This window comes from Drancourtella sp. An12, from assembly GCF_002160935.1.
In the GTDB taxonomy this organism is placed as follows: Bacteria; Bacillota; Clostridia; order Lachnospirales; family Lachnospiraceae; genus Sellimonas; species Sellimonas catena.
The window spans coordinates 273,308-299,825 of sequence record NZ_NFLO01000003.1 but is presented as its reverse complement, the minus strand read 5'-3'; the positions used below and the strand labels follow the sequence as shown (position 1 = coordinate 299,825).

At 46.3% G+C, this 26,518-nt stretch carries 20 protein-coding genes, 1 tRNA gene, 1 rRNA gene and 1 riboswitch; of the genes, 16 read left to right on the top strand and 6 right to left on the bottom strand.

All coding sequences use genetic code 11. The annotated features are described in order from the left end of the window. The 3 genes from B5E64_RS05465 to thiC all read left to right on the top strand — a co-directional run. Window positions 1-230 (top strand): 23S ribosomal RNA (locus tag B5E64_RS05465); the annotation flags it as partial. Between the two features lie 197 nt (window positions 231-427). After that, window positions 428-535, top strand: a riboswitch (TPP riboswitch). A 101-nt stretch (window positions 536-636) separates the two neighbouring features. Then, window positions 637-1,146, top strand: a complete 510-nt coding sequence (thiW, locus tag B5E64_RS05460; protein WP_087167508.1) for an energy coupling factor transporter S component ThiW — start codon at window positions 637-639, stop codon at window positions 1,144-1,146. 226 nt (window positions 1,147-1,372) lie between these two features. After that, the gene (gene thiC, locus B5E64_RS05455) at window positions 1,373-2,683 is read left to right on the top strand and encodes a phosphomethylpyrimidine synthase ThiC (RefSeq protein ID WP_087167507.1); all 1,311 of its coding nucleotides are present in this window, start codon (window positions 1,373-1,375) and stop codon (window positions 2,681-2,683) included. A gap of 176 nt (window positions 2,684-2,859) precedes the next feature. On the opposite strand, the gene B5E64_RS05450 is transcribed toward thiC, so the two are convergent. After that, window positions 2,860-2,930: transfer RNA gene (locus B5E64_RS05450), tRNA-Trp, on the bottom strand. Between the two features lie 402 nt (window positions 2,931-3,332). Between B5E64_RS05450 and B5E64_RS05445 the strand changes: the two genes are divergently transcribed. From B5E64_RS05445 to B5E64_RS05420, 6 genes are all read left to right on the top strand, one after another. Then, window positions 3,333-3,683, top strand: a complete 351-nt coding sequence (locus B5E64_RS05445; protein ID WP_087167506.1) for a DUF2200 domain-containing protein — start codon at window positions 3,333-3,335, stop codon at window positions 3,681-3,683. A gap of 5 nt (window positions 3,684-3,688) precedes the next feature. Further along, window positions 3,689-4,330, top strand: a complete 642-nt coding sequence (locus B5E64_RS05440; RefSeq protein WP_242960094.1) for a GNAT family N-acetyltransferase — start codon at window positions 3,689-3,691, stop codon at window positions 4,328-4,330. 143 nt (window positions 4,331-4,473) lie between these two features. Then, on the top strand, window positions 4,474-5,034 hold the full coding sequence (locus B5E64_RS05435) for a hypothetical protein (protein WP_087167505.1): 561 nt from the start codon (window positions 4,474-4,476) through the stop codon (window positions 5,032-5,034). Between the two features lie 256 nt (window positions 5,035-5,290). Beyond that, complete coding sequence (locus tag B5E64_RS05430; RefSeq protein ID WP_087167504.1) at window positions 5,291-5,794, top strand: MarR family transcriptional regulator; 504 nt, start codon at window positions 5,291-5,293, stop codon at window positions 5,792-5,794. A gap of 21 nt (window positions 5,795-5,815) precedes the next feature. After that, entirely contained in the window at window positions 5,816-8,071 is a 2,256-nt protein-coding gene (locus B5E64_RS05425; protein WP_087167503.1) for an ABC transporter ATP-binding protein, read from the top strand. Next, entirely contained in the window at window positions 8,064-9,908 is a 1,845-nt protein-coding gene (locus tag B5E64_RS05420; protein ID WP_087167502.1) for an ABC transporter ATP-binding protein, read from the top strand. The genes B5E64_RS05425 and B5E64_RS05420 overlap by 8 nt, the downstream gene beginning before the upstream one ends. Window positions 9,909-9,971: 63 nt before the next feature. On the opposite strand, the gene B5E64_RS05415 is transcribed toward B5E64_RS05420, so the two are convergent. Continuing rightward, the gene (locus B5E64_RS05415; RefSeq protein WP_087167501.1) at window positions 9,972-11,447 is read right to left on the bottom strand and encodes a DUF1846 domain-containing protein; all 1,476 of its coding nucleotides are present in this window, start codon (window positions 11,445-11,447) and stop codon (window positions 9,972-9,974) included. A 205-nt stretch (window positions 11,448-11,652) separates the two neighbouring features. On the opposite strand from B5E64_RS05415, the gene ftsH reads away from it, so the two are divergent. The 4 genes from ftsH (at window position 11,653) to B5E64_RS05395 (ending at window position 17,568) form a co-directional block, all read left to right on the top strand. After that, entirely contained in the window at window positions 11,653-13,722 is a 2,070-nt protein-coding gene (ftsH, locus tag B5E64_RS05410; protein WP_087167500.1) for an ATP-dependent zinc metalloprotease FtsH, read from the top strand. A 77-nt stretch (window positions 13,723-13,799) separates the two neighbouring features. Next, a complete protein-coding gene (gene uvrC / locus B5E64_RS05405; protein WP_087167499.1) occupies window positions 13,800-15,644 on the top strand; it encodes an excinuclease ABC subunit UvrC in 1,845 nt (614 codons plus the stop codon). Window positions 15,645-15,698: 54 nt separating this feature from the next. Further along, window positions 15,699-16,616, top strand: coding sequence for an HPr(Ser) kinase/phosphatase (gene hprK / locus B5E64_RS05400; RefSeq protein WP_087167498.1), 918 nt, complete (start codon window positions 15,699-15,701; stop codon window positions 16,614-16,616). Between the two features lie 19 nt (window positions 16,617-16,635). Next, window positions 16,636-17,568, top strand: a complete 933-nt coding sequence (locus B5E64_RS05395; RefSeq protein WP_087167497.1) for an ROK family glucokinase — start codon at window positions 16,636-16,638, stop codon at window positions 17,566-17,568. Between the two features lie 90 nt (window positions 17,569-17,658). Here the strand turns inward: B5E64_RS05395 and B5E64_RS05390 are convergent, their stop codons facing one another. Further along, the gene (locus B5E64_RS05390; protein ID WP_087167496.1) at window positions 17,659-20,250 is read right to left on the bottom strand and encodes a PBP1A family penicillin-binding protein; all 2,592 of its coding nucleotides are present in this window, start codon (window positions 20,248-20,250) and stop codon (window positions 17,659-17,661) included. Window positions 20,251-20,412: 162 nt separating this feature from the next. Here B5E64_RS05390 and B5E64_RS05385 point away from each other — a divergent pair, with 162 nt between their 5' ends. Further along, window positions 20,413-21,069, top strand: coding sequence for a YigZ family protein (locus B5E64_RS05385; protein ID WP_087167495.1), 657 nt, complete (start codon window positions 20,413-20,415; stop codon window positions 21,067-21,069). Window positions 21,070-21,108: 39 nt separating this feature from the next. On the opposite strand, the gene raiA is transcribed toward B5E64_RS05385, so the two are convergent. The 3 genes from raiA to typA form a co-directional block, all read right to left on the bottom strand. Next, on the bottom strand, window positions 21,109-21,648 hold the full coding sequence (gene raiA / locus B5E64_RS05380; protein ID WP_087167494.1) for a ribosome-associated translation inhibitor RaiA: 540 nt from the start codon (window positions 21,646-21,648) through the stop codon (window positions 21,109-21,111). Between the two features lie 209 nt (window positions 21,649-21,857). Beyond that, on the bottom strand, window positions 21,858-22,736 hold the full coding sequence (locus B5E64_RS05375; protein ID WP_087167493.1) for a phosphatase PAP2 family protein: 879 nt from the start codon (window positions 22,734-22,736) through the stop codon (window positions 21,858-21,860). Window positions 22,737-22,761: 25 nt separating this feature from the next. Next, a complete protein-coding gene (typA, locus tag B5E64_RS05370; RefSeq protein WP_087167492.1) occupies window positions 22,762-24,591 on the bottom strand; it encodes a translational GTPase TypA in 1,830 nt (609 codons plus the stop codon). A gap of 212 nt (window positions 24,592-24,803) precedes the next feature. Here typA and B5E64_RS05365 point away from each other — a divergent pair, with 212 nt between their 5' ends. Together B5E64_RS05365 and dapA are read left to right on the top strand one after the other, a co-directional pair. Continuing rightward, window positions 24,804-25,439 (top strand): single-stranded DNA-binding protein, encoded by a 636-nt coding sequence (locus B5E64_RS05365; protein ID WP_087167491.1) that lies wholly within the window; start codon window positions 24,804-24,806, stop codon window positions 25,437-25,439. Between the two features lie 128 nt (window positions 25,440-25,567). Beyond that, a complete protein-coding gene (dapA, locus tag B5E64_RS05360; RefSeq protein ID WP_087167490.1) occupies window positions 25,568-26,455 on the top strand; it encodes a 4-hydroxy-tetrahydrodipicolinate synthase in 888 nt (295 codons plus the stop codon). Window positions 26,456-26,518 lie beyond the last annotated feature (63 nt).

The window sequence follows — 26,518 nt, the reverse complement described above, 5'->3', positions numbered from 1 at the left end:
GGGATGGACCGGCCGCTGGTGTACCTGTTGCATTACCAAGTGCATGGCAGGGTAGCCAAGCCGGGAAGGGATAAACGCTGAAGGCATCTAAGCGTGAAGCCCCCCTCAAGATGAGATATCCCATACGGAAGTAGTAAGACCCCTTGAAGACGACGAGGTAGATAGGGCAGAGGTGGAAGTGTGGCAACACATGGAGCTGACTGTTACTAATAGGTCGAGGGCATAACCAAGGAATGGTGGATAGGAAAAAGCAGGATGACAGAAACGTGGACTTATATGTGGTTTTGAAGGTACATGAATGAAGGAGACAGCTAAGGCTGTCTTTTTTGATACTTGAAGCTGGAGTTTTGATCAGATATAAATTTCAATTTACTACTTGAAAGTGAGAAATAAGAGGACTATAATTGTCTATGATCAGATATTTGAATAGTGTGACACAGGGAGCTGACCGGAGTCGGCTGAGAGGAGGCTGGATCGCCTCGACCTGAGACCTGATTTGGATAATGCCAACGTAGGGATGATGATGAAATTATTTAGGATACTAAATCTGGAGATGCCCTGCGGCATCTCTTTTTCTTTTCCCGGAAGGTGTTACAGGAAAATATCTGAGAACTTATGGAAAGGAGCTGTGTGTTGATGAAACAAAATACAGCAACAAAAAAACTGGTACTGGCAGGAGTGCTGACCGCACTGGCGGTCGTTGGAAGTATGATCAGCTTTCCGGTGGCAGGAAGTAAATGTGCACCGGTACAGCATATGGTTAATATTCTGGCGGCTGTAACCCTTGGACCGGGATGGGGAGTCGGTATTGCTTTCTGTGCAAGTCTGCTTCGGAACATAATGAGCCTCGGCAGCCTTCTGGCATTTCCGGGAAGCATGGTGGGAGCATTGTGCTGCGGACTTGTCTATATGGGATGTAGAAAACTTGCTCCGACCTGTGCGGCAGAAGCTATTGGAACAGGAGTTTTGGGAGGCTTGTGTGCATATCCGGTTGCAAAACTTCTGATGGGTATGGAGCCGGTGGGCCTGTTTGTCTATGTCGTTCCATTTCTGATTTCAACGGTAGCAGGAAGTATTCTGGCATTTATTTTGATTACAGTACTGGAAAAAGGTGGAGCGCTTAATCAGCTTCGTATGGCGAATTAGTTTATCGGAAGTGAAACGCTTCTGAGAAAGCGGCAGGCCGGGGACACCACTTTCTGCCGCTATAGAAAAATCAGGTTGTGGTTAAAGGAGGAAAACAAACTTGATGATCACCAGACAAAGAAACGGTGAAGGCGTCGGCATCCAGATGAGAGCAGGAAGTAATTATTCTGCCTGTCTATCTATAAAAGCCGGCGTCTGACAAAGGAAGAAAAAGGAGGTAAAGAATATGGAAACCTACACAACTCAAATGGATGCAGCCCGGAAGGGCATTGTCACTTCTCAGATCAAGACAGTAGCGGAAAAAGAAAAAATGCCGGTCGAAAAGCTGATGAAACTGGTAGCAGAAGGAAAGGTTGCAATCTGCGCTAATAAACGTCACTCCTGTCTTGATCCGGAAGGAATTGGCAGTATGCTTCGAACAAAAATTAATGTAAATCTCGGAGTCTCGAGAGACTGCAAAGATTATGATATTGAGATGCAGAAAGTGCTGAGTGCCGTTAATATGGGAGCTGAGGCAATCATGGATCTTTCCAGTCATGGAAATACACAGCCATTCCGTCAGAAACTGACGAAAGAATGCCCGGTGATGATCGGGACTGTTCCTGTTTACGACAGTGTGATTCATTACCAGAGAGACCTGGCAACACTTTCAGCAAAAGATTTTATTGATGTCATTCGGATGCATGCGGAAGACGGCGTAGATTTTGTGACACTGCACTGTGGAATTACAAGAAAGACGATTGAACAGATCAAAAAGCATAAAAGAAAGACAAACATTGTAAGCCGCGGCGGAAGTCTGGTATTTGCATGGATGAGCATGACTGGGGAAGAAAATCCATTTTACGAATACTTTGACGAAATTCTCGATATTTGCGAGGAATATGATGTAACCATTTCCCTTGGAGATGCCTGCCGCCCAGGGTGTCTGGCAGATGCAACAGATGTGTGTCAGATAGAGGAACTTGTCCGTCTTGGAGAGCTGACAAAACGCGCATGGGCGCATAATGTCCAGGTTATGGTAGAAGGTCCGGGGCATGTACCGCTGGATCAGGTAGAGGCAAACATGAAAGTCCAAAACAGTATCTGTATGGGAGCACCGTTTTATGTACTCGGCCCGATTGTGACGGATATTGCGCCAGGCTATGATCACATCACAGCAGCCATCGGAGGCGCTGTAGCAGCAATGAATGGGGCAGCTTTCCTTTGTTATGTAACGCCTGCAGAACATCTGGCACTGCCAAATGTAGATGATGTAAAACAGGGAATTATTGCATCGAAAATCGCGGCACACGCAGCAGATATCGCCAAAGGAATTCCGGGAGCAAGAGAGATCGATGACAGGATGGCAGAGGCCAGAAGAAAACTGGACTGGGAAGAACAGTTCGCGTGTGCGTTGGATCCGGAAACAGCGAAAGCAATCCGGGACAGCAGAAAACCGGAAGATGATCACAGTGACACATGCAGTATGTGCGGAAAATTCTGTGCGGTCCGGAGTATGAACAAGGCTTTGGCAGGAGAATATATCGACATTTTGTAGAAAACGGATATATCGGCACTGACCGGAATCGGAAAAGAAAGATCAATGCAAAGAAAGAAGAGCATTTTCGGCTATCTAATATCATAGCATGAAAATGCTCTTTTCTATTTGTGTTCTACCTTGTGTTCTATTTCAAACCCGGACATGAAAAAACCGCCGAAATTCGGCGGTTTCAGCAGGGGATGAGAGAATCGAACTCCCGCTAAGAGTTTTGGAGACTCCTGTCATACCATTTGACCAATCCCCTTCTTTAATTTTTTTAACTGTTTTTACTTATATCACATTTTGGACTGTCATGTCAAGTATATTGTATTCCATAGAAAAAGAAAATCGTTGCCAAATAGTTAAAGTTTGGCATATGTCGAATAAGAGGTAAGCTTGTAAAATTCCGGGAAGTGGAACCGGGACATAAGGCAGCCTGTCATTGTATAGAAAAATAGAAAATGGAGAAACGACAAAATTCGGGCCAGCAGTTTATTTTCTGCGTGCCCGGATTTTGCACTGCCTGACAGACTGAATCAGTTGTTTATTCCAGCAAATTTAATAATTCATACAAAGTCGCAATACTTTTTCAGGGTGAAAGAACCTGCCATCTATGATATGATGTAAAAAAACAAACATTTCAGAACAGGGGAAGGAGTGCAGGAAATTGGAGAATGAAAAAGTATATCAGATGAAGTTTGCGAAGATTTATGAGCTTTTGGTTAATAAAGCAGTGAGGAAGGATCGGACAAAGGAAGAAGTGGATGAGATTATCCGGTGGCTTACCGGATATAAGCAGGAAGAACTGGATCAGATGTCGGTATCTGAGATCGGATACGGCGAGTTTTTCCAGAATGCACCGGAGTTAAATGAAAACCGGAAGAAGATCAAAGGAGTGATCTGTGGGGTGCGTGTAGAGGAGATCGAGGAGCCGTTAATGCAGGAGATCCGATATCTGGACAAACTGGTTGATGAACTTGCAAAGGGAAAACGGATGGAGAAAATCCTTCGGGCTTAATTCCAATGGATAAGAATCAGAAAGAGGGGGAAAAGATGAAGAAAGAAAACACACCGGAACTGATCACAGAACGTCTTATTTTAAGGAAGTTTACCGAGGAAGACAGGGAAGCGCTGTATGAGATACTGAAAGACGAGGAGGTCAATCGGTTTCTTCCGTGGTTTCCGGCGGCATCCTTGACGGCGGCGGAAACATTTCTGAAGGAACATTATCTGGACAGTTATAAAAAGGAGGGCGGATACCAGTATGCCATCTGTCTGAAAGGGGAGAACCGTCCGGTCGGATACATTGGTGTATCCATGGAGGAAAGCCATGACCTTGGATACGGTCTGAGAAAGGAATACTGGAATCAGGGAATTGTCACTGAGGCCGGCAGAGCAGTCATCGAGCGGGTGAGAAAAGACGGGATTCCTTACTTGACTGCGACTCATGATGTGAAGAATCCGGCAAGCGGAGCAGTGATGGAAAAACTCGGTATGAGTTATCAGTATTCTTATGAGGAACTCTGGCAGCCGAAGAATTTCCTTGTGACTTTCCGGCTGTATCAGATGAACCTGGATGGACAGACGGAGCGGATGTTTAGGAAGTACTGGGAACAGTCAGAAGTACATTTTGTCGAAGAGAGAGAAGAAAAAACGAGACAGTGAAAAAATTCTCCTGCCATGTCAGATCCTGCGAAAAGTTCTTTGGATGTTCACAGAAAATACCGGAAAAAACATGGAAGACCCTGAGGAAGTATGTTATAATTTTTGATGCTGGACAGGCAGAGAATCGGTATTAAGGGGACACTATGGAGTTTAAGGATTTGAATAAAGACATTGTCGTATTCCGCTATCATGTCAGCCCGAATTTTGGCATGGAGGGCGATGACGGCGGCTTTTCTCTGGAATTACGGGGGAATGGCAACTTGAAATTTGCAGCTTACCGGCTTTTTGATGAAATAAAGACGATGAAAATTTTCAAATTAAACCGGGAAGAGACAAAAGAGATTTTCGATATCTTAAAAGAGACGGAAAAGATCTGGGGGAAGATACCGGAAAGTCTTGACAATCATCTGAATGACGGACCGGGAAATATCAATGAGTTTATCTTCCTGGGTGAGAAGAAAATTCAGGCGCGCAATATCCGGAAGACATGGCTTCCGGGGGAGGCGATCCGGGGAGGAAAATACTATAAGCGGTTCAAAAACGTAATGAAATATGAAAATCAGATTCTTCAGATTTTTGAAGGAATTTCAAAAGTACTGAAGAAGAAGGACATTCATCTTTCACTGGACCAGTGCCGGATTCATGACAGGTGTAAGGTGAAGATCACCTGGATTGATAAGACGAAACAGCATAGTCATACATAGAGTCAGCAAGACGCTTCTTAAAGGAGGCGTCTTTTCATTTTATATACAACAGTAGTTTATCACAAATACGAAAAAGAAGACCGGACGGTATAGAAAAATCCGGATGTTTCCACACATCCGGATTAATTAGTTGTTTAATTAAATTTTTGTGAAAATTTATGACTAAAAAGTGAAATAACAAGATATATATTGACATACATTAGGCAAAATACTAAACTATCGGTTAGACATCTAACTAATTAAAGGAGGAAAAACAATGGAAGAAAGATCGGTAAGGGAAATACCGGTTCCTCTTCTGCTCAATCAGATCCTGCATGCACAGACCTACAGGATCATGCAGTGTATGAAAGATGTAGATCTGAAGCCGGGGCAGGCAGGATGTCTGTTTATCCTTTCCAAGGAAGGGAAACTGCCCCAGAAGGATATTGCTAAAAAGCTTGGAGTGAAGCCTCCGTCCATCACGGCGCTTCTGAAAAAGCTGGAGGCAAGAGGACTGATTATACGCAGCCAGGATGATCAGGACCAGAGGGTTTCGTGGATCACATTGAGTGAGGAAGGCAAACATTATATTAATAAAATCAAAGACATGATGAAAGAAATGGATGAGGCAATGTTTCAGGATGTTCTGCCGGAAGAGAAACTGCTTTTTCGAAGAATCCTGCTTCAGATCAGAGAAAATCTGATGACAAAAGAAGAGATTGAAAGCTGCAGCATTGATTTCAAAAAGAAATGCATGGCTGATTTGGATGATAAAAAATAAGGCAGAAAGAAGGAAACGATTATGGGAAAATTATTCAAATATCTGAAACAGCATGCTATGGTAATTCTGGCGATTATTGTAGTGTTGTTTGTCCAGGCATTCTGCGATCTGTCACTGCCGACATATACATCAGATATTGTCAATGTAGGAATTCAGCAGGGCGGAATCGATACGACGGTTCCGGAACAGATCGGAAAGACCGACCTTGAAAATCTGCTTCTGCTTGTCCCGCAGGAAGATGCCGGGACGGTGCTGGATGCGTACAGGGAAGGAACAAAGGAAGATCTGGATACAGGAGAGGAATTTGTTGTTCTGAAAGACGCGGTCCGCAATGACGAAGAGCAGATGAACGAACTCTTCGATATTCTTGGGAAGCCGATGTTTCTGGCAGAAGGGCTTTCTTCAGACAGTGAAGAACTGGATGCGATGAAAGAGCAGATGCTTTCGCAGATGCCGGCAGGATCAGTTCAGGGGGACGTATCCATGTTTGACATTCTCCGGGTGCTTCCACAGGAACAGAGGGAATCCATGGTCCGGGAGATGGAACAGCAGGTGTCCGATATGCCGGATACGATGCTGGAACAGACAGCAACGGTTTATATTGAAAACATATACCGCAGTCTTGGGGTGGATATGGATGCCATGCAGACAAATTACATCCTGATTACCGGAGCCAAGATGCTGGGACTTGCATTTCTGGGTCTGCTCGCAAGTGTGACGGTCGGACTTCTGGCCTCCAGGACGGCAGCAGCTGTCGGACGGGATCTCAGAAGAAATGTATTTACCAAGGTTGTCGGATTTTCAAGCAGTGAATTTGACCACTTTTCCACTGCGTCTCTGATTACAAGAAGCACCAATGATATTCAGCAGATTCAGATGGTGATTGTCATGATGCTTCGCATGGTGCTCTATGCGCCGATTATCGCAGTCGGCGGTATTTACAAGGTAATTAATACCAATGTATCCATGACCTGGATCATCGCTCTTGGAGTAGTATTGATACTTGGAGTTGTGCTGCTTCTATTTCTCTGTGTGATGCCAAAATTCCGGATCCTTCAGAAAATGGTGGACCGTGTCAATCTGGTGACAAGAGAAATTCTGACAGGACTTTCTGTAATTCGCGCGTTCCATACAGAAAAACATGAGGAAGAACGCTTTGACAAGGCCAATACGGATCTGACAAAAACGAACCTGTTTGTCAACCGTGCCATGACCTTGATGATGCCGGCGATGATGCTGATCATGAACGGAATCAGTATTTTGATTATGTGGGTAGGAGCACACGGTGTGGACAACGGACAAATGCAGGTTGGAGATATGATGGCATTTATCCAGTACACGATGCAGATTATTATGGCCTTCCTGATGATCTGTATGATTTCAATTATGCTTCCAAGAGCAGCGGTTGCGGCAGGACGTGTCGATGAAATCCTGACAAGCGAGACAGCAATCAAAGATAAGGAAGAACCGGAACATATTCCGGAAGCAGGAAAAGGGCTTGTGGAATTTGATCATGTATCTTTCCGTTATCCGGGAGCCGGAAAAGATGTACTTCATGATATTCATTTTACCGCAAAACCGGGTGAAACAACCGCAATCATTGGAAGTACAGGAAGCGGTAAGTCGACCCTGGTCAATCTGATTCCACGTTTCTACGATGTGACAGAAGGCGCGATCCGGATAGACGGCAGGGATATCCGGAATGTGACACAGCATGAAATTCGGGAGAAACTCGGATATGTGCCGCAGAAAGGAATGTTGTTTTCAGGAACGATCGCGTCCAATATTGCATACAGTGATGAGAATATGCCGATGGAACGCATAGAAGAAGCAGCTGAGATTGCGCAGGCGAAAGATTTTATCGAAGAGAAACCGGACGATTATGACAGCCCGATTTCCCAGGGAGGCGGCAATGTCTCCGGAGGACAGAAACAGCGTCTTTCTATTGCGAGAGCTGTAGCCAAACATCCGGATATCTTTATCTTTGACGACAGCTTTTCAGCTCTGGACTATAAAACAGATACGGTTCTGCGTCAGGCATTAAAAGAAAAGACGAAGGATAGCACCGTGATTATCGTGGCTCAGAGAATCAGTACCATTCTTCACGCGGAACAGATTATTGTTCTGGATGAAGGAGAGATCGCCGGCATTGGAACCCATGAGGAGCTTCTGAAAAACTGTGAAGCTTACTATCAGATTGCTTCGTCCCAGCTTTCCAGGGAGGAACTGGAACAGGCGGTAAAAGGAAACGGAAAGGGGGAGGCAGCATATGAGTAATCAAAGAAGAGGTCCGATGGGCGGACATGGACATATGGGAGCCGGTGAAAAGGCAAAAGACTTTAAAGGGACATTGAAAAGAGTGCTGAAATACATTGGCCCGTATAAGATCCCGATTCTATTCGTCATGCTGTTTGCCATCGGAAGTACCATATTTAATATTATCGGTCCGAAAGTACTTGGAAAAGCGACGACGGAGATCTTCACCGGACTGGTCAGCAAGGTAACAGGAGGAGAGGGAATAGATTTTGGTAAAATCGGAAGAATTCTGCTTACCCTTCTCTGCCTGTATGTAATCAGTGCGCTTTTCTCCTTTATTCAGGGATATATCATGACGGGAGTTACACAGAAACTGACATATCGAATGAGAAAAGAAATCTCCGAAAAGATCAATCGTCTCCCGATGAATTATTTTGATACTAAGACACACGGAGAGGTGCTCTCCCGTGTCACAAACGATGTAGATACATTCAGTCAGAGCCTGAACCAGACGGCAACGCAGATGATTACATCCGTGACAACACTGATCGGAGTGCTTATCATGATGCTCAGTATCAGTCCGCTGATGACGGTGGTGGCACTTTTGATCCTGCCGATTTCTCTGATTCTTATATCATTTATTGTGAAGCATTCACAGAAATACTTCAAAAACCAGCAGGAATATCTGGGCCATGTTAATGGACAGGTGGAAGAGATTTACGGCGGACACAGTATTGTGAAAGCATTTAATAAGGAAGAGGATGTCCTGAAAGAATTCAACGAGATGAATGATGTGCTGTATCAGACCGCATGGAAATCTCAGTTCTTTTCCGGCATGATGATGCCGATCATGCAGTTTGTCGGCAATCTGGGATATGTCGGCGTTACTATTCTTGGAGGATATCTGGCAATTAAACAGACGATTGAAGTCGGTGACATCCAGTCTTTCATCCAGTATGTAAGAAACTTTACTCAGCCGATTCAGCAGGTGGCACAGGTGGCAAACATGCTGCAGTCCATGGCGGCTGCCTCCGAGCGAGTATTTGAATTTCTGGAGGAAAAAGAAGAGGATCAGTTTGCCAAAGATCCGGTATCGACAGAGGGGCTTCAGGGCAATGTGGAGTTTGACCATGTAAAATTCGGATATAATCCGAACAATATCATCATCAAAGATTTCTCCACACAAGTAAAAGAAGGACAAAAGATCGCGATAGTCGGTCCGACCGGAGCCGGAAAGACAACGCTGATTAAACTTCTGATGCGCTTTTACGATGTCAATGAGGGTGCGATTCTTGTTGACGGGCACAATGTCAAAGACTTCAACCGTGGAGAACTGCGGCAGATGTTCGGCATGGTGCTTCAGGACACATGGCTTTTCAACGGTTCTATTCGCGATAATATCCGTTACGGAAAACTGGATGCGACTGATGAGGAAATTGTGGAAGCTGCAAAGGCGGCACATGCACATCACTTCATCCAGACTCTTCCGGACGGCTATGACATGGAGCTGAATGAGGAGGCAAGCAATGTTTCACAGGGTCAGAAGCAGCTCCTGACGATTGCAAGAGCCATTCTGGCAGATCCGAAGATTCTTATTCTTGACGAAGCGACAAGTTCTGTTGATACAAGGACAGAAATTCAGATCCAGAAAGCGATGGATAATCTGATGAAAGGAAGAACAAGTTTTATCATTGCCCACCGGCTTTCCACGATCCGTGATGCGGACCGGATTCTCGTTCTGAAGGACGGAGATATTGTTGAACAGGGAAAACACGAGGAACTCCTTGCGAAAGGCGGATTCTACGCAGAACTTTACAATTCTCAGTTTGAGGACGGAAGCGGAGCAATGGCTTCCTAAAAAAGTAAAAAGCAGATACAGAAAAACCCGGACCAGATGTCCGGGTTTTGTATATTTCTGAAACTAATAGATCGGATCGTGTTCATATTTTGGCTCGCATGTCAGTTGAATGCCAAGCTTTTTGAAAAGCTTAATATCTACAGAAGAAAGCATGACAGAGGTGTGTACCTGACATCCTTTCAGTTTCGGGAGCTGCTCCATCGCATGCTGTGCAGCCGGATTGGCAGCAGACGAAATGGAAAGGGCGATCAGAATCTCGTCAATGTGAAGACGAGGGTTCTTGCTTCCAAGATACTGTGTTTTCACTTTCTGAATCGGTTCAATGGCAGTCGGAGAGATCACATGGAGGTCGTGATCAATACCGGCAAGCTCCTTGAGGGCATTCAGGATCAGTGCCGCGGAAGGTCCGAGCAGGTTGGAAGTCTTTCCTGTCATGATCTTTCCGTCCGGAAGCTCGATAGCAGCAGCGGCAGCTCCGGTGCTCTCGGCACGGGAAAGTGCTGCGTCAACAACACGGCGATCATGGATGGTGACATGTGCCTGTTTCATCAGAAGCTCCAGTTTGAAGACCTCGGAGTCCGGGATATCTCCCTGCAGAAGATCACATTTTGCCTGATAGTATCGGCGGATGATTTCCTGGCGGGATGCTTCCTGGCAGACTTCGTCATCACAGATACAGTTTCCGGCCATATTGACACCCATGTCGGTCGGTGACTTGTACGGGCTCTCTCCAAAGATCTGCTCGAACATGGCATTCAGAACCGGGAAGATCTCCACGTCACGGTTATAGTTGACAGTAGTCTTTCCGTATGCTTCCAGATGGAACGGGTCAATCATATTGACATCATTTAAGTCAGCTGTAGCTGCTTCATACGCGAGGTTCACCGGATGTTTCAGCGGAATGTTCCAGATCGGGAATGTCTCGAATTTTGCGTAGCCGGCCCGGATTCCGCGTTTGTTCTCATGATAGAGCTGGGAAAGGCAGGTCGCCATTTTTCCGCTTCCAGGTCCAGGGGCAGTGATGACTACCAGCGGTCTGGATGTCTCAATATAATCATTTCTTCCATATCCCTCATCGCTCACGATCAAAGGAATATTGGACGGATATCCTTCAATAATATAATGAGTGTAGACACGGATTCCCATGTTTTCAAGACGGTGGCGGAAGAGATCCGCGCTCTTCTGGCCGCTGTACTGCGTGATGACAACGCTGCCGACATAGAGACCGTTTTCTTCAAAGGCGCTTTTCAGGCGGAGTACATCATCATCGTAGGTGATACCAAGATCTCCGCGGACCTTGTTTTTTTCAATGTCACCGGCACTGATGACGATGACGATCTCAGCCGTATCGGAAAGCTGTTTTAAGAGTCTTAACTTGCTGTCCGGCTGAAATCCCGGAAGAACACGGGAAGCATGGAAATCATCAAAGAGTTTTCCACCAAACTCCAGATACAGCTTGTTGTCAAAATGACTGATCCGTTCACGGATATGCTCAGACTGCATATGGAGATATTTGTCATTATCAAATCCTATTTTCATACACAAACCATTCCTTCGCAAAATTTATTTCTTGTCCTATATTTTGAAAATACTACCTGAATAGTATACTACAATTTACGGGAATTTTACAATATTTAATATGTAGAAAAGGAAGCTGGATCCTCACTAAAATTTCACAATGTTTTTATTGATTTGTATGAAGATCAAACTTATAATAAAATAGATAGCATGTAGGAGGAAAAGAATGGACAATCAGAATAATAAAAAGAACGATAACAATAATCGGCAGAATTATGGGATTATTATTATAACCACAATAATTGCTGCTGTTTTTGTCATGTTTCTCTATCAGCTCATGCAGGACACGCCATCTCAGGAGATTTCCTATACGAAATTTATGGATATGGTGGAACAGGGCGAAGTCAGGGAAGTCACTATTGACTCGGAAAAGATTACGATCATACCGAAAACGGAAGCGGAAAAGCAGCAGGATTCCCAGTCGGGAAGCAGTGACGGACAGGATACACTCACTCAGGGCAGTAACTGGTTTACACAGTTTAATACCGGATCTCAGGTAGAGTATTATACCGGGATTGTAGATGATCCGGAAATGTACAATAAGCTGGAGAAAGCGGGAGTTGAGGTCAGCAGGACGATTCCGGATTCGACATCCATGATGATTTTAAATCTTGTATTCAGTGTCATTCTTCCGTTTGCGCTAGTATTTATTCTGCTCAGTTTCCTGATGCGGCGAGTATCCAAAAGCAGCGGGGGCATGATGGGGATTGGAAAGAGCAATGCCAAGATGTATGTGGAAAAGACCACGGGCGTAACATTTCGTGATGTGGCCGGTCAGGATGAGGCGAAAGAGTCTCTGCAGGAAGTGGTAGATTTCCTTCACAATCCGGGCAAATACACGGGAGTCGGAGCGAAGCTTCCGAAAGGAGCGCTTCTGGTAGGCCCTCCGGGAACAGGTAAGACGCTGCTTGCAAAGGCAGTGGCAGGAGAGGCGAATGTGCCGTTTTTCTCTCTGTCGGGTTCTGCGTTTGTGGAAATGTATGTCGGAGTCGGAGCATCCCGTGTAAGGGATCTGTTTAAACAGGCACAGCAGATGGCGCCGTGTATTATTTTTATCGATGAGATCGATGCCATCGGAAAAAGCAGGGATTCGCAGCTCGGGGGAAACGATGAGCGTGAACAGACACTGAATCAGCTGCTGGCGGAGATGGATGGATTTGATACAAACAAAGGTCTTCTTCTACTGGCAGCAACGAACCGTCCGGAGATTCTGGACCCGGCTCTGTTAAGACCGGGACGGTTTGACCGCCGGATTATTGTGGAAAGACCGGATCTGAAAGGCCGTGTTGATATCCTGAAAGTACATGCAAAGGATGTGCGGATGGATGAGAGCGTTAATCTGGAGGAGATCGCACTTGCGACGAGCGGCGCGGTAGGATCAGATCTTGCGAATATGATCAATGAAGCGGCGATTAATGCAGTAAAGCATGGACGTCACGCGGTGAGTCAGTCCGACCTTTTTGAGGCCGTGGAAGTGGTTCTTGTAGGAAAGGAAAAGAAAGACCGGATCATGAGCCAGGAAGAGCGCAGGATTGTTTCCTACCATGAGGTGGGACATGCACTTGTGAGTGCGCTTCAGAAGGATTCCGAGCCGGTTCAGAAGATCACGATTGTTCCGCGTACGATGGGTGCGCTTGGATATGTCATGCAGACACCGGAGGAAGAGAAATTCCTCAACACCAAGAAGGAACTTGAGGCGATGCTGGTAGGGCTTCTTGCCGGACGTGCTGCGGAGGAGATCGTATTTGATACAGTTACGACAGGAGCTTCCAATGATATCGAGAAGGCGACCAAGGTTGCCAGAGCGATGATTACCCAGTATGGTATGTCCGAGAAGTTCGGTCTGATCGGACTGGAATCCATCCAGAACCGGTACCTTGACGGAAGGGCAGTCATGAACTGCGGTGAGGCGACAGCGGCTGAGATTGACTCTGAGGTCATGCAGATGCTGAAGGTTGCCTACGATGAAGCAAAACGTCTTCTGATGGAGAACAGGGAAGCACTTGACAAGATTGCAGCGTTCCTGATCGAGAAAGAGACGATTACCGGAAAAGAGTTTATGAAGATCTTCCACGAGGTCAAAGGAGTGTCCGAAGGGGAAGTCAAAAAAGAGGAACGGATCGCAATGAAGCCGGTAGAATTTCCGGATCATCCGGAGATCGAAGAAACTGTTCAGGCACCGGAGGAGACTGCAAACGAGGAAGAAAGCACAGGCTTTGGACCGACAGAAGAATAAAGACAGGAATTCAGCGTATGGGGATTGTCCATACGCTGTTCTTTTGCTAAAATAGATGGGGTTAAAGAGGTGAAGCGATGTTTGTAATTGAAGAAGAACTGAAAAAACTGCCGGCAAAGCCTGGAGTTTATCTGATGCATGATGAGAAGGACGAGATCATCTACGTGGGAAAAGCCATCAGCCTGAAAAACCGGGTGAGGCAGTATTTTCAGAGCAGCAGAAATAAGGGCGTCAAGATCGAACAGATGGTCACGCACATCCGGCGGTTTGAATACATTGTCACAGATTCGGAACTGGAAGCTCTGGTACTGGAATGTAATCTGATCAAGGAACACAGGCCGAAGTACAATACCATGCTGATGGACGATAAGACATATCCCTTTATCAAGGTGACCGTCCAGGAACCGTTCCCGCGGATTATGATGGTGCGCAGGCAGGCAAAGGATAAGGCAAAGTATTTTGGACCGTTTACGAGTTCTCAGGCGGTGAAGGATATCATTGATATGGTAAGAAAGCTGTATCATTTAAGAAGCTGCAGCAGAAATCTGCCGAGAGATATCGGGAAAGAACGTCCGTGTCTGTACTACCACATCAAACAGTGTGATGCTCCGTGCCAGGGATATATTTCCAGCGAACAGTACAGGGAGTCCATTGACGAGGTCGTGAAATTTTTATCCGGGCATTATGACGGGATTCTGAAAGAACTGGAAGAAAAGATGATGGAAGCATCCGGGCAGATGGAGTTTGAAAAGGCAATCGAGTACCGGGAGCTGATCGGAAGTGTCAAGAAGATTTCGGAAAAGCAGAAGATCACCGATGCGGGAAAACCGGGAGAAGACCGGGATGTTCTGGCGGTTGCAAGGGAAGAGGGGGATGCTGTGGTACAGGTCTTCTTCATACGTGGAGGCCGCCTGATCGGACGGGATCATTTTTATCTGCGGACCGATCCGGACGAAACGAAGGCGGAGATCCTGACGAGCTTTATCAAGCAGTTTTATGCCGGGACACCGTATATTCCAAGAGAACTGCTGCTTCCGTACGAACTGGATGAAGCAGATATACTGATGGAATGGATGACTCGCAGAAGAGGACACAAAGTAACCTTTACAGTGCCGAAAAAGGGCGAGAAGGAAAAACTTTGTGAACTGGCGCAGAAAAATGCGGCGATGGTACTTGCAAAAGATAAAGAACACCTGATCCGGGAAGCCAACAGAACTACAGGAGCAGTCCGGGAACTGGAGGGAATTATCGGTGTTACCGGAATCCGCAGGATGGAGGCGTTTGACATCTCCAATACGAACGGGTTTGCATCGGTTGGTTCCATGGTAGTCTACGAGGATGGAAAACCGAAGAGAAGCGACTACCGGAAGTTCCGTATCAAGGGCGTAGTGGGAGCGGACGATTACGCAAGTATGCGGGAAGTGCTGACAAGGCGGTTCACACATGGACTGCAGGAAAAAGAAGAAGGAAAAGAGTTCGGAAGTTTTACTGTCTTTCCTGATCTGATTCTGATGGACGGCGGCAAGGGACAGGTGCATATCGCGGAGGAAGTGCTGGAGGAGCTGCATATCAGCATACCGGTCTGCGGCATGGTGAAGGATGACAGGCACCGCACGAGAGGACTTTATTACCACGATGAAGAACTCCCAATCCGGGCAGATTCAGAGGCGTTTAAACTGATTACACGTGTACAGGATGAGGCTCACCGGTTTGCCATCGAATTTCACCGGAAACTGCGGGGACAGGGGCAGGTTCACTCGATTCTGGATGATATTCCGGGAGTGGGACCGAAGCGGAGAAAAGATCTGATGAAACATTTTCAGAGTCTGGATGCGATCCGGCAGGCGGAAATCGAAGATCTGAAAAAACTTCCTACCATGAATGAAAAATCTGCCAGAGACGTGTACAATTTTTTCCACTGATATGATATACTATTCACAAAATGATTTTAACTGAGAAAATAAAGGAGAACAAATATGGGTGTGAAGCTTGAAAAACTAATTGAGAAGATGAACCTGAAGAATCTGACTCCGGATCTGGACCTGACCCAGTCGGAAATTCAGGTTCCGGATATCAACCGTCCGGCATTGCAGCTGACGGGATATTTTGACCATTTTGATTCTGAGCGTGTCCAGATTATCGGATATGTGGAGTATACGTATCTGGAAACACTGTCAGATGAGAAGAAGAAAGAGATGTATGCGCAGCTTCTCTCCTATGGAATTCCATGTATTGTATACTGCCGGAATATGGAGCCGGATGCGATGTTTCTTGAGATGGCCAATGAAATGAAAGTGCCGATTTTTCAGTCCTGTAAACAGACCTCTGCCTTTACTGCGGAAGTGATCCGTTGGCTGAATGTGGAACTGGCTCCATGCATTTCTATTCACGGGGTACTGGTTGATGTATATGGAGTTGGTGTTCTGATGATGGGTGAGAGCGGTATCGGAAAGAGTGAAGCAGCACTGGAACTGATTAACCGCGGCCATCGTCTTGTGACAGACGATGTTGTTGAAATCCGGAAAGTCAGCGATGATACTCTGGTTGGAAAAGCTCCCGATATCACCAGACATTTTATCGAGCTTCGCGGAATCGGTATTGTCGATGTCAAGAGTCTGTTTGGTGTACAGAGCGTCAGAGAGACACAGACGATCGATCTCGTGATCAATATGGAAGAGTGGGACAAGAACCGGGAGTACGACCGTCTTGGACTGAAAGAGGAATATACAGAATTTCTCGGAAATAAAGTCGTATGCCATTCGATTCCGATCCGTCCGGGAAGAAATCTGGCGATCATTGTGGAATCAGCGGCTGTCAACCACAGACAGAAACAGATGGGGTATAATGCGGCAGAAGAGTTATACAGACGTGTACAGGAAAGTCTGGCAAAATAAGAGGAAGGAAAGAACAGAGATGAATTATTGTTTTGGAGTTGATATAGGAGGTACCACCGTCAAGATCGGATTATTTCAGGAAGACGGAAACATTCGGGAAAAATGGGAGATAAAAACCAGAACGGAAGAGAAAGGCTGCAGGATTCTTCCGGATATTGCCAAATCTCTTTTGAACAGTCTGGAAAAGAATGGAATTCCGAAAGAGAATGTGGCCGGAATCGGAATCGGGGTCCCGGCTCCGATTACAGAAGACGGAGTTGTAAAGGCAACGGCAAATCTTGGATGGGAATATAAAAATGTGAAAGAAGAGATGGAGGAGCTGACAGGAATCCGTACTGCTACAGGCAATGACGCCAATGTGGCAGCACTTGGAGAAATGTGGCTCGGCGGCGGACGAGGCTGTAAAAATATGATTATGGTCACGCTGGGAACCGGTGTCGGAGGAGGAATCCTGATTAATGGAAAGATCCTGACAGGGGAACATGGAGCCGGCGGTGAGATCGGTCATCTCTGTGTCAACTACGAGGAAACGGACAGCTGTGGATGCGGAAATCATGGATGTCTGGAGCAGTACGCATCTGCGACAGGAATTACACGTCTTGCAAAGAAAAAGCTGGATTCCACTGACAGGGAGACTTTGTTGAGAAAAGGACCGGTCAACGCAAAGACCGTCTTTGATGCGGTAAAAGCAGGAGATGAAGTTGCCGATGAGATTGCTGTGGAGTTTGGAACATATCTGGGATATGCGCTCGCAAATCTTGCGGCTGCAGTAGATCCGGCTGCCATCGTGATCGGAGGCGGGGTATCCAAGGCAGGAGAAGTGCTTCTCCCGTACATCAAAAAGCCATATCAGGAGAGAGCGTTTTTTGCTGACCGCGACGTGAAATTTACACTTGCGGAGCTTGAAAATGATGCGGGGATCTGCGGAGCGGCAAAACTCGTTTTAGATTAATCATCTGAATAACAGAACATAAAGAAGGCCTCTGCGGCAGATAATATCTGCTGCAGGGGCCTTAATGCTGCGTTTTTTGTCCGGAACTATCTACTCGGAAGCGCTGTCTCCGCCGGAATCATCACTCTGAGCTCCTCCACTGTTTGAATCGGAGGAAGTATTGTCAGATCCCTGAGTGCTGTCAGAGGAACTGCTGTTTCCGCTGTCGGAAGAGGATTCACTGTCCGAAGAATTACTGCTGTCGGAACTTTCGGAAGACTGGCTGTCTTCTGACTGATCAGAACTGTCTGAGCTTTCAGAATTACTGCTCGTAGAACGCCGTGTGGTTCTGTGTCCGGAACAGCTTTCGGTAGGTGCGGTATCTTTGTCAAAATATTCTGTCACAGAAGGACATCCGGATACAGCAAGTTTACCGGTGCTTGTGCAGACAGTCCGCTCAACAACAGAGTCCGGTGTTTCGAAGTCTGTGTAGGAAAGACCTTTTGTTGTATTGATCTGATCCATGATCTTTTTCCACATTCTTAGATGATAATTCCACTCCTGATCTGCGAGCGGGGTATTGTCATCATAACCGGTCCAGATCGTACAGGTATAATATGGAGTGTAACCTGCAAACCAGAGATCAACGTTGTTGGATGTTGTACCGGTCTTACCGGCAGCTGCCATATTGGAAAGACGGGCCGGAGTACCGGTTCCTTCTGTCAGAACGCCTTCCATTGCGCTTGTCAGAAGATATGCGGTGGATTCTTTCAGGACAGTACGCTTTTCCTGTGTCTGAGTACGGTCGAGCAGGACATTGCCGTCATGATCCAGAATCTTGGTGTACATGATCGGCTCCTGGTAAACACCGCCGTTTGCGATTGCGGCGTATGCCGCACACATTTCGTAGTTATACACACCGTCTGTGATACCGCCAAGGGCAAGAGACTGGTGAATATCTGTAAATACCTGACCCTCATCTGTAGTCCGGCTTTCAACCAGAGTGGAGAGTCCAAAGTTCTGACAGTAGGTAAAGCCAAGCTGCGGCGTAATCTCTGTCAGTGTCTTGACAGCGCAGATATTGGCGGACTGCTCAATCGCCTCCCGCATGGTCATATCACCGCGGTAATAATCGCCCCACCAGTTGGATACCGGAGTACCATCCGCGTATTCATAAGGTTCATCCTTGATGATTGTTGCCAGTGTTTCACCGGCGCTGTCAAGGGCAGGAGCGTAGGTAGACAGAATCTTAAAACAGGAACCAGGCTGTCTTGTAGATCCGGTGTATGCACGGTTCAGACTCATGCTGGAGGACTTGGTTCCACGGCCGCCGACCATGGCCTTGATCTGTCCGGTAGCCTGATCAATGACGGTCACTGATGCCTGAGGCTGCGGTGACAGATCGATTACTTCATCATATGTGTCCCCCTCCTGAGCAATAGAAGCCTTAAATTCTTCGATCACCTGGTACGCTTCTTCCTCCGAATCAAAAGTCAGTCCGTATTTCATATTCCGGAACTGCTTGATATGTCCGGAACTGTAGTTTTCCTGTGTCCCATCGGCACGGGTAACAGTCAGAGCATAGGACAGTCCATACTCTATGTTGGAAGGATAATTGCTGTCATCGTTGACGATCTGGTCACAGATTCCCTGGATTTCCAGATCCTGTGTGGAATAAATACTCAATCCGCCTTTATATAATGTATTGTAGGCCTGAGTTTCGCTGTAGCCAAGTCCGATATCCGGATCTTCCAGATCATTCAGAATCTGTTCTGTCAAAGCGTCCACAAAATAGCTCTGGGGAGTGGTGCTCTGTGTGATGTTCGTATTGACATTCTGAATACGGGAATATACATCATCCGCCAGTGCTTCATCATGCGCCTCCTGGGAAATATATCCCTGATCAAGCATGTTGTCGAGAACCTGCTCGCGGCGTTTCGCATTGTTGTCAGGATGTGTAATAGGATTGTAATAACTTGGACTCTGGGTAATCGCAGCGATGACCGCGCATTCCGAAAGAGTCAGCTGAGACACATCCTTGTTAAAGTACCGCTGGGAAGCAGCCTGTACCCCGAGTGTATTCTGGCCAAGGTTGATGGTATTCAGATAGTTTTCCATGATTTCGCTTTTTGACATCTGCTTTTCAAGCTTGAGTGCAAGATACTGTTCCTGAATTTTACGTTCCAGTCTGTCAAAGAACGTATCTTCCGACATGAAGTCAAAAATATTATTTTTGATCAGCTGCTGTGTCAGGGTCGATGCGCCTTGAGAAAAATCTCCGGTGGTGATACCGATGATTCCTGCACGGATGATACCTTTTGGATCGATACCGTTATGCTCATAAAAACGCTCGTCCTCGATTGCAACAAAAGCATGCTGAAGATCCTTTGGAATCTCGTCGATTGTCTTATAAACACGGTTGGAACCGGCTGAGGTCAGCCGCTCGGTTTCGGTCTTATTATCCGACGCGTAAATAACGGAAGTATATCCTGTTGGCTTTACGTCTTCCGGGGTGACATCCGGGGCATCATTGATGACTTTTTTGATAAAAATTCCGCCGCCCACACATCCGGCTACGACAAGAAGCAGGAGCGTCAGAAGAACTCCTTTGAAGATCCGTACGCCGAGACGTTTCTTTTTCAGTTTTGATTTTGAGGTAATGTCTTTTCGTTTCTTAGCAGCCTTTTTTCTACCATAGTTCATGAGCATATGCCTCCTTTTATACCAAACCATTATAGCAAATTTCAATATTGAAATAAAGAAAAAAATGCAATCTTCAGTATTCGCTGATAAAAATTTAAGAAAAAGTTTTGAAAATGTTGAAATTCCTGTTATAGTAGAAAAGAAGATACAGGAGGAACGAACATGGTCGAAGAATACAGGACAGTGCTTGAAAACGGGGAAGCGGAAATTGTTGAAAAGAGATCTCGTTTTCTGGCGGCGGTTTCCCATATTGACACGGAGGAAGAGGCGCTGGAATTTATAGAGAGCATCCGGAAAAAGCATTACAATGCTACGCACAACTGCTATGCCTATGTTCTGGGAGAGCGGTTTGAACTGCAGCGTTTCAGTGATGATGGAGAGCCGGGAGGAACCGCCGGGAAGCCGATTCTCGATGTATTGACAGGAGAGGACATCCATGACTCCGTGATTGTCGTGACCCGTTATTTTGGAGGAACGCTTCTTGGAACCGGCGGGCTTGTCAGGGCCTACTCCGGAGCAGCAAAAGAGGGACTTCTTGCAAGTGCTATTATTACCAGAAAACGAGGGATTAAACTGAAAATCCGGACTGAATATACCGGACTGGGGAAGATCCAGTACATCCTTGCCCAGAATGGGATTCATGTTCTGGACACCCGGTATACGGAAGCTGTCTGCATGGAGTGTCTGATTCCTTACAGAGAAAAGGGAAAAATGGAAAAAGAGCTGACAGAAGGGACAAACGGACAGGCGAAACTGGAGTGGGGCGAAGAGTGCTTTTTCGCAGTGCATAAGGGAGAAACGATGCTGTTTGAGAAATAGGGAAGGGGCTGTGTTTTACAGCCCCTTGCTTTTATAATACTACTGGAATTCCGGTTCGATCAAACCGTAAGTATTATTCTTTCTCTTGTATACAACATTGACTTCATCTGTCTCAGCGTTGGTAAATACATAGAAATTATGACCGAGAAGTTCCATCTGAATGCATGCGTCTTCCGGAAACATTGGTTTGATACCAAAGCGTTTTGTACGGATAATCTGAATAGAATCGTCTTCCACGCTGTCGTGATCATGATCTTCCACAAATGATTTGCTGAAATCCACACCAGCCTGATGTTTTTCAACCAGCTTGTTTTTATATTTGCGGAGCTGACGTTCGATGATCTCTTCGACAAGGTCGATAGAAACATACATATCGTTGCTGGACTGTTCGGAGCGGATAATATTTCCCTTGAGAGGGATAGTGACTTCAATTTTCTGCTCTTCCCTTTCCACACTGAGTGTAACGTGTATCTCGGTTTCAGGAGTGAAATATCTTTCCAACTTTCCAAGTTTGTGCTCGATTGTTTCCTTTAAAGCAGGCGTCACATCGATATTTTTTCCTCTGATAATAAATTTCATAAGCCCAACTCCTTTTTCCTGTATTTTCTGCCCGGCTGCGAAAGCAGTTCAATCTGGCAGAAGATCTGTTTTCAAATCATAGATTTGAATTCCTGCCCTTATTATACTACGAAGACTTTGGACATGCAATTATAAATAACTAAAAAAAATATTAAAAGTAATAAGTTTACTGACAAAATCTGAGAAGTACAAACAATAGAATGAAAAAACTATGCTTTTTTCTGGACGAATACAAAGAGGGCAGGATATAAAAACAGAATCCAGAAAACGAGGAAAGCGTAAACAAATGCTTTCCAGAGCAGGGCGGAGCCAAGGCCCGAGAGGAACAGCTTGAACAGGAGTGTGGAAAAAAGACCTGCAAGCAGTTTTATGGCCTGTGCGGTACGGGTGCGTGCCGCGGTGGAAAACCGGAGTCGTGTCTGTTCCAGATAAAGTCCTGCGGCGAAACCAAGTCCGGCTCCGGCGGCTTTGATACAGTCTGCGGCATATCTGACAGCCAGCCGGTCAAGGTGCATTAGAAGACAGGCGTAAAGAAGCACTGCAAAAGCACAGATGGCCAGGACGATACACAGTGTCCGGATATGGTCAAAAAGCCTGGAAGAAAATCTGGAGAAAAACCAGGAAAAGGCAAGGGAAACTGTCAGGGCAGCAAGCACATCCTTGGGTGTATGGACGCCCAGGTACATTCTTGAAAAACCGATCAGAAGAAATGCTGCGGTAAATAACACTTTCAGAATCCTGTTTCCGGCTTTCATTGCAAGGGGAGCAAACAGACAGGTGCCGCCTTGCGTGTGACCGCTTGGAAACGAATAACCGGTGGCATGGGAAACGGCACTCTTTACCGGCGGAAAATCCGGGTCCAAAACCCAGGGACGCGGAATCCGAAACGTAATCTTCATACTCTGTACGAAAAGCCCGGATGAAAAATAGGTCAGGCCCAGCTGACAGGCGAATGTTTTATTATCGCACCAGTAAAAGCAGCAGATTAATGCAAGAAGAAAGGTTTCCTGACCAAAACAGGTAACGAACTGAAAGAATTCGTTACCTGCAGGAGTCCGGATGCCTTCTAAAAACCATAAAAAATCCATATAGACACCTCAGAATAATTCACTTTTATTTTTTCGCGCTGTCACGTCTGCGCATTCTGGAATCCAGAATCTTTTTACGGATCCGGAGACTCTTCGGAGTCACTTCCAGAAGTTCATCTGTATCAATGAAATCCAGCGCCTCCTCCAGACTCAGGATACGCGGAGGAGAGAGTTTTAATGCGTCATCAGAACCGGAAGCACGAGTGTTGGTCAGGTGCTTCGCCCGGCAGACATTGATTTCGATATCATCGGTCTTTGCATTCTGGCCGACTACCATTCCGGCATAGACACGTTCCCCCGGAGTGATAAATAATGTTCCGCGTTCCTGGGCATTGAAAAGACCGTAGGTCAGAGCCTCGCCTGTCTCGAAAGCGATCAGAGAACCGTTTTTACGATACTGAATTTCGCCTTTGTACGGAGCGTAGCCGTCAAAGGCAGTGTTCATGATTCCGTTCCCCTTTGTATCGGTCAGAAAGTCGCCGCGGTATCCGATCAGGCCCCGGGACGGGATGGAAAATTCCAGTCTGGTGTAGGCACCGTTTGACATTCCCATATTCCGGAGTTCGCCCTTTCTCTGGCTCAGCTTGTCGATGACGGTTCCGGTAAACTCGTCCGGAACATCGATGTAGACAAGCTCCATCGGCTCTAACAGTTTTCCGTTTTCGTCTTCTTTATAAAGAACCTCTGCCTTGCTGACAGCAAATTCGTAGCCTTCGCGTCGCATGTTCTCGATCAGGACGGAAAGATGGAGCTCGCCTCGTCCGGACACTTTGAAGCTGTCCATGTCATCGGTATCTTCCACGCGGAGACTGACATCCGTATTCAGTTCACGGAACAGACGGTCGCGGAGATGACGGGAAGTTACAAATTTTCCTTCCTGCCCTGCAAACGGGCTGTCGTTAACCTTGAACTGCATGGAGATCGTAGGCTCGGAAATTTTCTGGAACGGGATCGGATCCGGATGTTCAGGGGAGCAGATCGTATCTCCGATGGAAATATCAGCGATACCGGAAATGGCAACAATAGAACCGATTCCAGCCTCTTTGACCTCGATTTTGTTCAAACCGTCAAACTCATAGAGCTTGCTGATTTTTACCCGTTTCTGTTTGTCCGGCTCATGATGGTTGACAACGACGACATCCTGATTGACACGGATTGTTCCGTTGTCAACTTTTCCTACACCGATACGTCCCACATATTCATTATAATCGATTGTACTGATGAGCACCTGGGTGGCGGCGTCCGGATCTCCTTCCGGGGCAGGGATGTATTCCAGAATCGTCTCGAAAAGCGGGATCATATTTTCCGGTTTGTCATCCAGCTCCAGAATCGCGTACCCGCCTTTGGCAGAAGCATACACAAACGGGCAGTCCAGCTGGCTGTCATCTGCGTCCAGATCCATAAAGAGCTCCAGTGTCTCGTCAATCACTGCATCCGGACGTGCTTCCGGACGGTCGATTTTGTTGATGCAGACAATGACCGGCAGCTTTAATTCCAGCGCTTTTTTCAGAACGAATTTGGTCTGCGGCATCGGCCCTTCAAAGGCGTCCACAACAAGGACAACACCGTTTACCATTTTGAGGACACGTTCTACCTCGCCGCCAAAATCGGCATGTCCCGGTGTATCAATAATATTGATTTTCGTATTTTTGTAGTGTACGGCTGTATTTTTTGAAAGAATGGTGATGCCGCGCTCACGCTCGATGTCATTGGAGTCCATGACACGCTCTTCAACTTCCTGATTCTCACGGAAGACGCCGCTCTGTTTTAAAAGCTCGTCAACCAGAGTTGTTTTCCCGTGGTCTACATGGGCGATAATGGCAATATTACGAATATCTTCACGTTTTATTTTCATATCGTTATATCCTTCTTTCTACTTATATAATGTAGCAACTTATATAGTCTACCATATTTTTTGGATTTTACAAGCATTTCTATCCATATTTATCGGAATATGTCGATCGAAATTTATGGAAAATCTTCCGGAATGGTCATATCCTTTCAAGGAGGGGCATAAAGTATTAAAGATAAAAAACTACGTATCAGAGGAAGGGAGAATTACATTTCATGTCAGATAAGATCATTGAAAACAACCAGGTAACGATTATGGGACAGGTGGCGACAACATTCGAATTCAGCCACGAAGTATTTGGAGAGGGCTTCTACACGATGGAAGTGCTTGTGAAGCGCCTGAGCAACTCGGAGGACCGGATCCCGGTCATGATCTCTGAGCGTCTGATCGATGTGACCCAGGATTATGTGGGAGAGTATATTATCGTTCAGGGACAGTTCCGGTCCTATAATCGGCATGAGGAACAGAAAAACAGACTTGTGCTGTCCGTCTTCGCAAGGGAAGTGTCCTTTGTGGAGAGCGATGAGGATATGGACGGTGTCAAGACAAACAGCATTTTTCTGGACGGCTATATCTGTAAAGCACCGGTATACAGAAAGACTCCGCTTGGAAGGGAAATTGCGGACCTTCTGCTGGCCGTCAACCGACCGTACGGGAAATCAGACTATATTCCATGTATCTGCTGGGGACGTAACGCAAGGTTTGCCTCCTCGTTTGAAGTCGGCGCGCATGTACATATTCTCGGACGGGTACAGAGCCGGGAATATATAAAAAAATTATCGGAGACGGAGACAGAGAAAAGAACCGCTTATGAAGTGTCGGTAAGCAAGCTGGAATGCCAGGAAGAATAAGGACCCAATGCTGGCAGGACTCGTTGAATTGATGTTTGACACATGTTGGGAATAGTGATAAACTTTCAGTAATGACGATTTAATGTTCTAAAGTGTGAAAAGGAAACAAACGAGTTGGAGGTAATATTATGTCGATATTTACAGGGTCAGGTGTAGCGATTGTGACACCATTTTTACCGGATGGTTCCGTAAACTATGATAAGCTCGATGAACTGATTGAGTATCATATTGATCATAAGACGGATGCGATTATTATCTGTGGTACGACCGGTGAGTCATCCACGTTGACAGAAGAAGAGCATATGGAGTGCATCAAATTTACGATTCAGCAGGTGAAAAAGAGAGTCCCGGTCATTGCAGGAACGGGGTCAAATGCGACATTTACGACAATCGAAATGTCAAGAGAAGCGGTTGAGTACGGCGCGGATGCTCTGCTTCTTGTAACGCCTTACTATAACAAGGCGACACAGAAAGGACTGGTTGCCCATTACAAGGCGGTAGCCGATGAGGCGAAGGCACCGATTATTCTCTACAGTGTAGCAAGCCGGACCGGTCTGAATATTGCACCGGAGACGGCAGCAGAGCTTGCCAAAATCGATAACATCGTGGCAATCAAAGAAGCATCAGGAAATATTTCCCAGATTGCGAAAATCATGCAGCTGACGGACGGAAAGCTGGATCTGTATTCGGGCAATGACGACCAGATCGTCCCGCTTCTGTCTCTTGGAGGCAAGGGAGTCATCTCCGTTCTTGCCAATATTGCACCGGAGTACACCCATGACATCTGCCGGAAGTTCTTTGACGGCGATCTGAAAGGAAGTCTGAAGATGCAGCTGGATGCGTTGCCGCTGATCGACAAGCTGTTCTGCGAGGTCAATCCGATTCCGGTAAAGACGGCGATGAATCTGCTTGGAAAAGAAGTTGGAGGTCTGAGAATGCCGCTTTCCCCGATGGAGGAGGCTCACAAACAGGCTCTTGCAGAAGAGATGAAAAAGTTTGGAATGAAACTGGCTTAACAGAATCAGGAAAAGAAAAGAGGGAGCCGAAAGGCGCCCTCTTTGGATATGCGAAAGGAGAAG

Bases quoted from the DNA above. Each gene is read 5' to 3' on its own strand.
- dapA (WP_087167490.1), top strand. From the start codon at position 25,568: ATGTCGATATTTACAGGGTCAGGTGTAGCGATTGTGACACCATTTTTA.
- hprK (WP_087167498.1), top strand. From the start codon at position 15,699: ATGGGTGTGAAGCTTGAAAAACTAATTGAGAAGATGAACCTGAAGAAT.
- B5E64_RS05365 (WP_087167491.1), top strand. From the start codon at position 24,804: ATGTCAGATAAGATCATTGAAAACAACCAGGTAACGATTATGGGACAG.
- B5E64_RS05435 (WP_087167505.1), top strand. From the start codon at position 4,474: ATGGAGTTTAAGGATTTGAATAAAGACATTGTCGTATTCCGCTATCAT.
- raiA (WP_087167494.1), bottom strand. From the start codon at position 21,648: ATGAAATTTATTATCAGAGGAAAAAATATCGATGTGACGCCTGCTTTA.
- uvrC (WP_087167499.1), top strand. From the start codon at position 13,800: ATGTTTGTAATTGAAGAAGAACTGAAAAAACTGCCGGCAAAGCCTGGA.
- B5E64_RS05415 (WP_087167501.1), bottom strand. From the start codon at position 11,447: ATGAAAATAGGATTTGATAATGACAAATATCTCCATATGCAGTCTGAG.
- thiW (WP_087167508.1), top strand. From the start codon at position 637: ATGAAACAAAATACAGCAACAAAAAAACTGGTACTGGCAGGAGTGCTG.
- B5E64_RS05425 (WP_087167503.1), top strand. From the start codon at position 5,816: ATGGGAAAATTATTCAAATATCTGAAACAGCATGCTATGGTAATTCTG.
- B5E64_RS05440 (WP_242960094.1), top strand. From the start codon at position 3,689: ATGGATAAGAATCAGAAAGAGGGGGAAAAGATGAAGAAAGAAAACACA.
- typA (WP_087167492.1), bottom strand. From the start codon at position 24,591: ATGAAAATAAAACGTGAAGATATTCGTAATATTGCCATTATCGCCCAT.
- B5E64_RS05430 (WP_087167504.1), top strand. From the start codon at position 5,291: ATGGAAGAAAGATCGGTAAGGGAAATACCGGTTCCTCTTCTGCTCAAT.
- B5E64_RS05375 (WP_087167493.1), bottom strand. From the start codon at position 22,736: ATGGATTTTTTATGGTTTTTAGAAGGCATCCGGACTCCTGCAGGTAAC.
- thiC (WP_087167507.1), top strand. From the start codon at position 1,373: ATGGAAACCTACACAACTCAAATGGATGCAGCCCGGAAGGGCATTGTC.
- ftsH (WP_087167500.1), top strand. From the start codon at position 11,653: ATGGACAATCAGAATAATAAAAAGAACGATAACAATAATCGGCAGAAT.
- B5E64_RS05385 (WP_087167495.1), top strand. From the start codon at position 20,413: ATGGTCGAAGAATACAGGACAGTGCTTGAAAACGGGGAAGCGGAAATT.
- B5E64_RS05395 (WP_087167497.1), top strand. From the start codon at position 16,636: ATGAATTATTGTTTTGGAGTTGATATAGGAGGTACCACCGTCAAGATC.
- B5E64_RS05420 (WP_087167502.1), top strand. From the start codon at position 8,064: ATGAGTAATCAAAGAAGAGGTCCGATGGGCGGACATGGACATATGGGA.
- B5E64_RS05390 (WP_087167496.1), bottom strand. From the start codon at position 20,250: ATGAACTATGGTAGAAAAAAGGCTGCTAAGAAACGAAAAGACATTACC.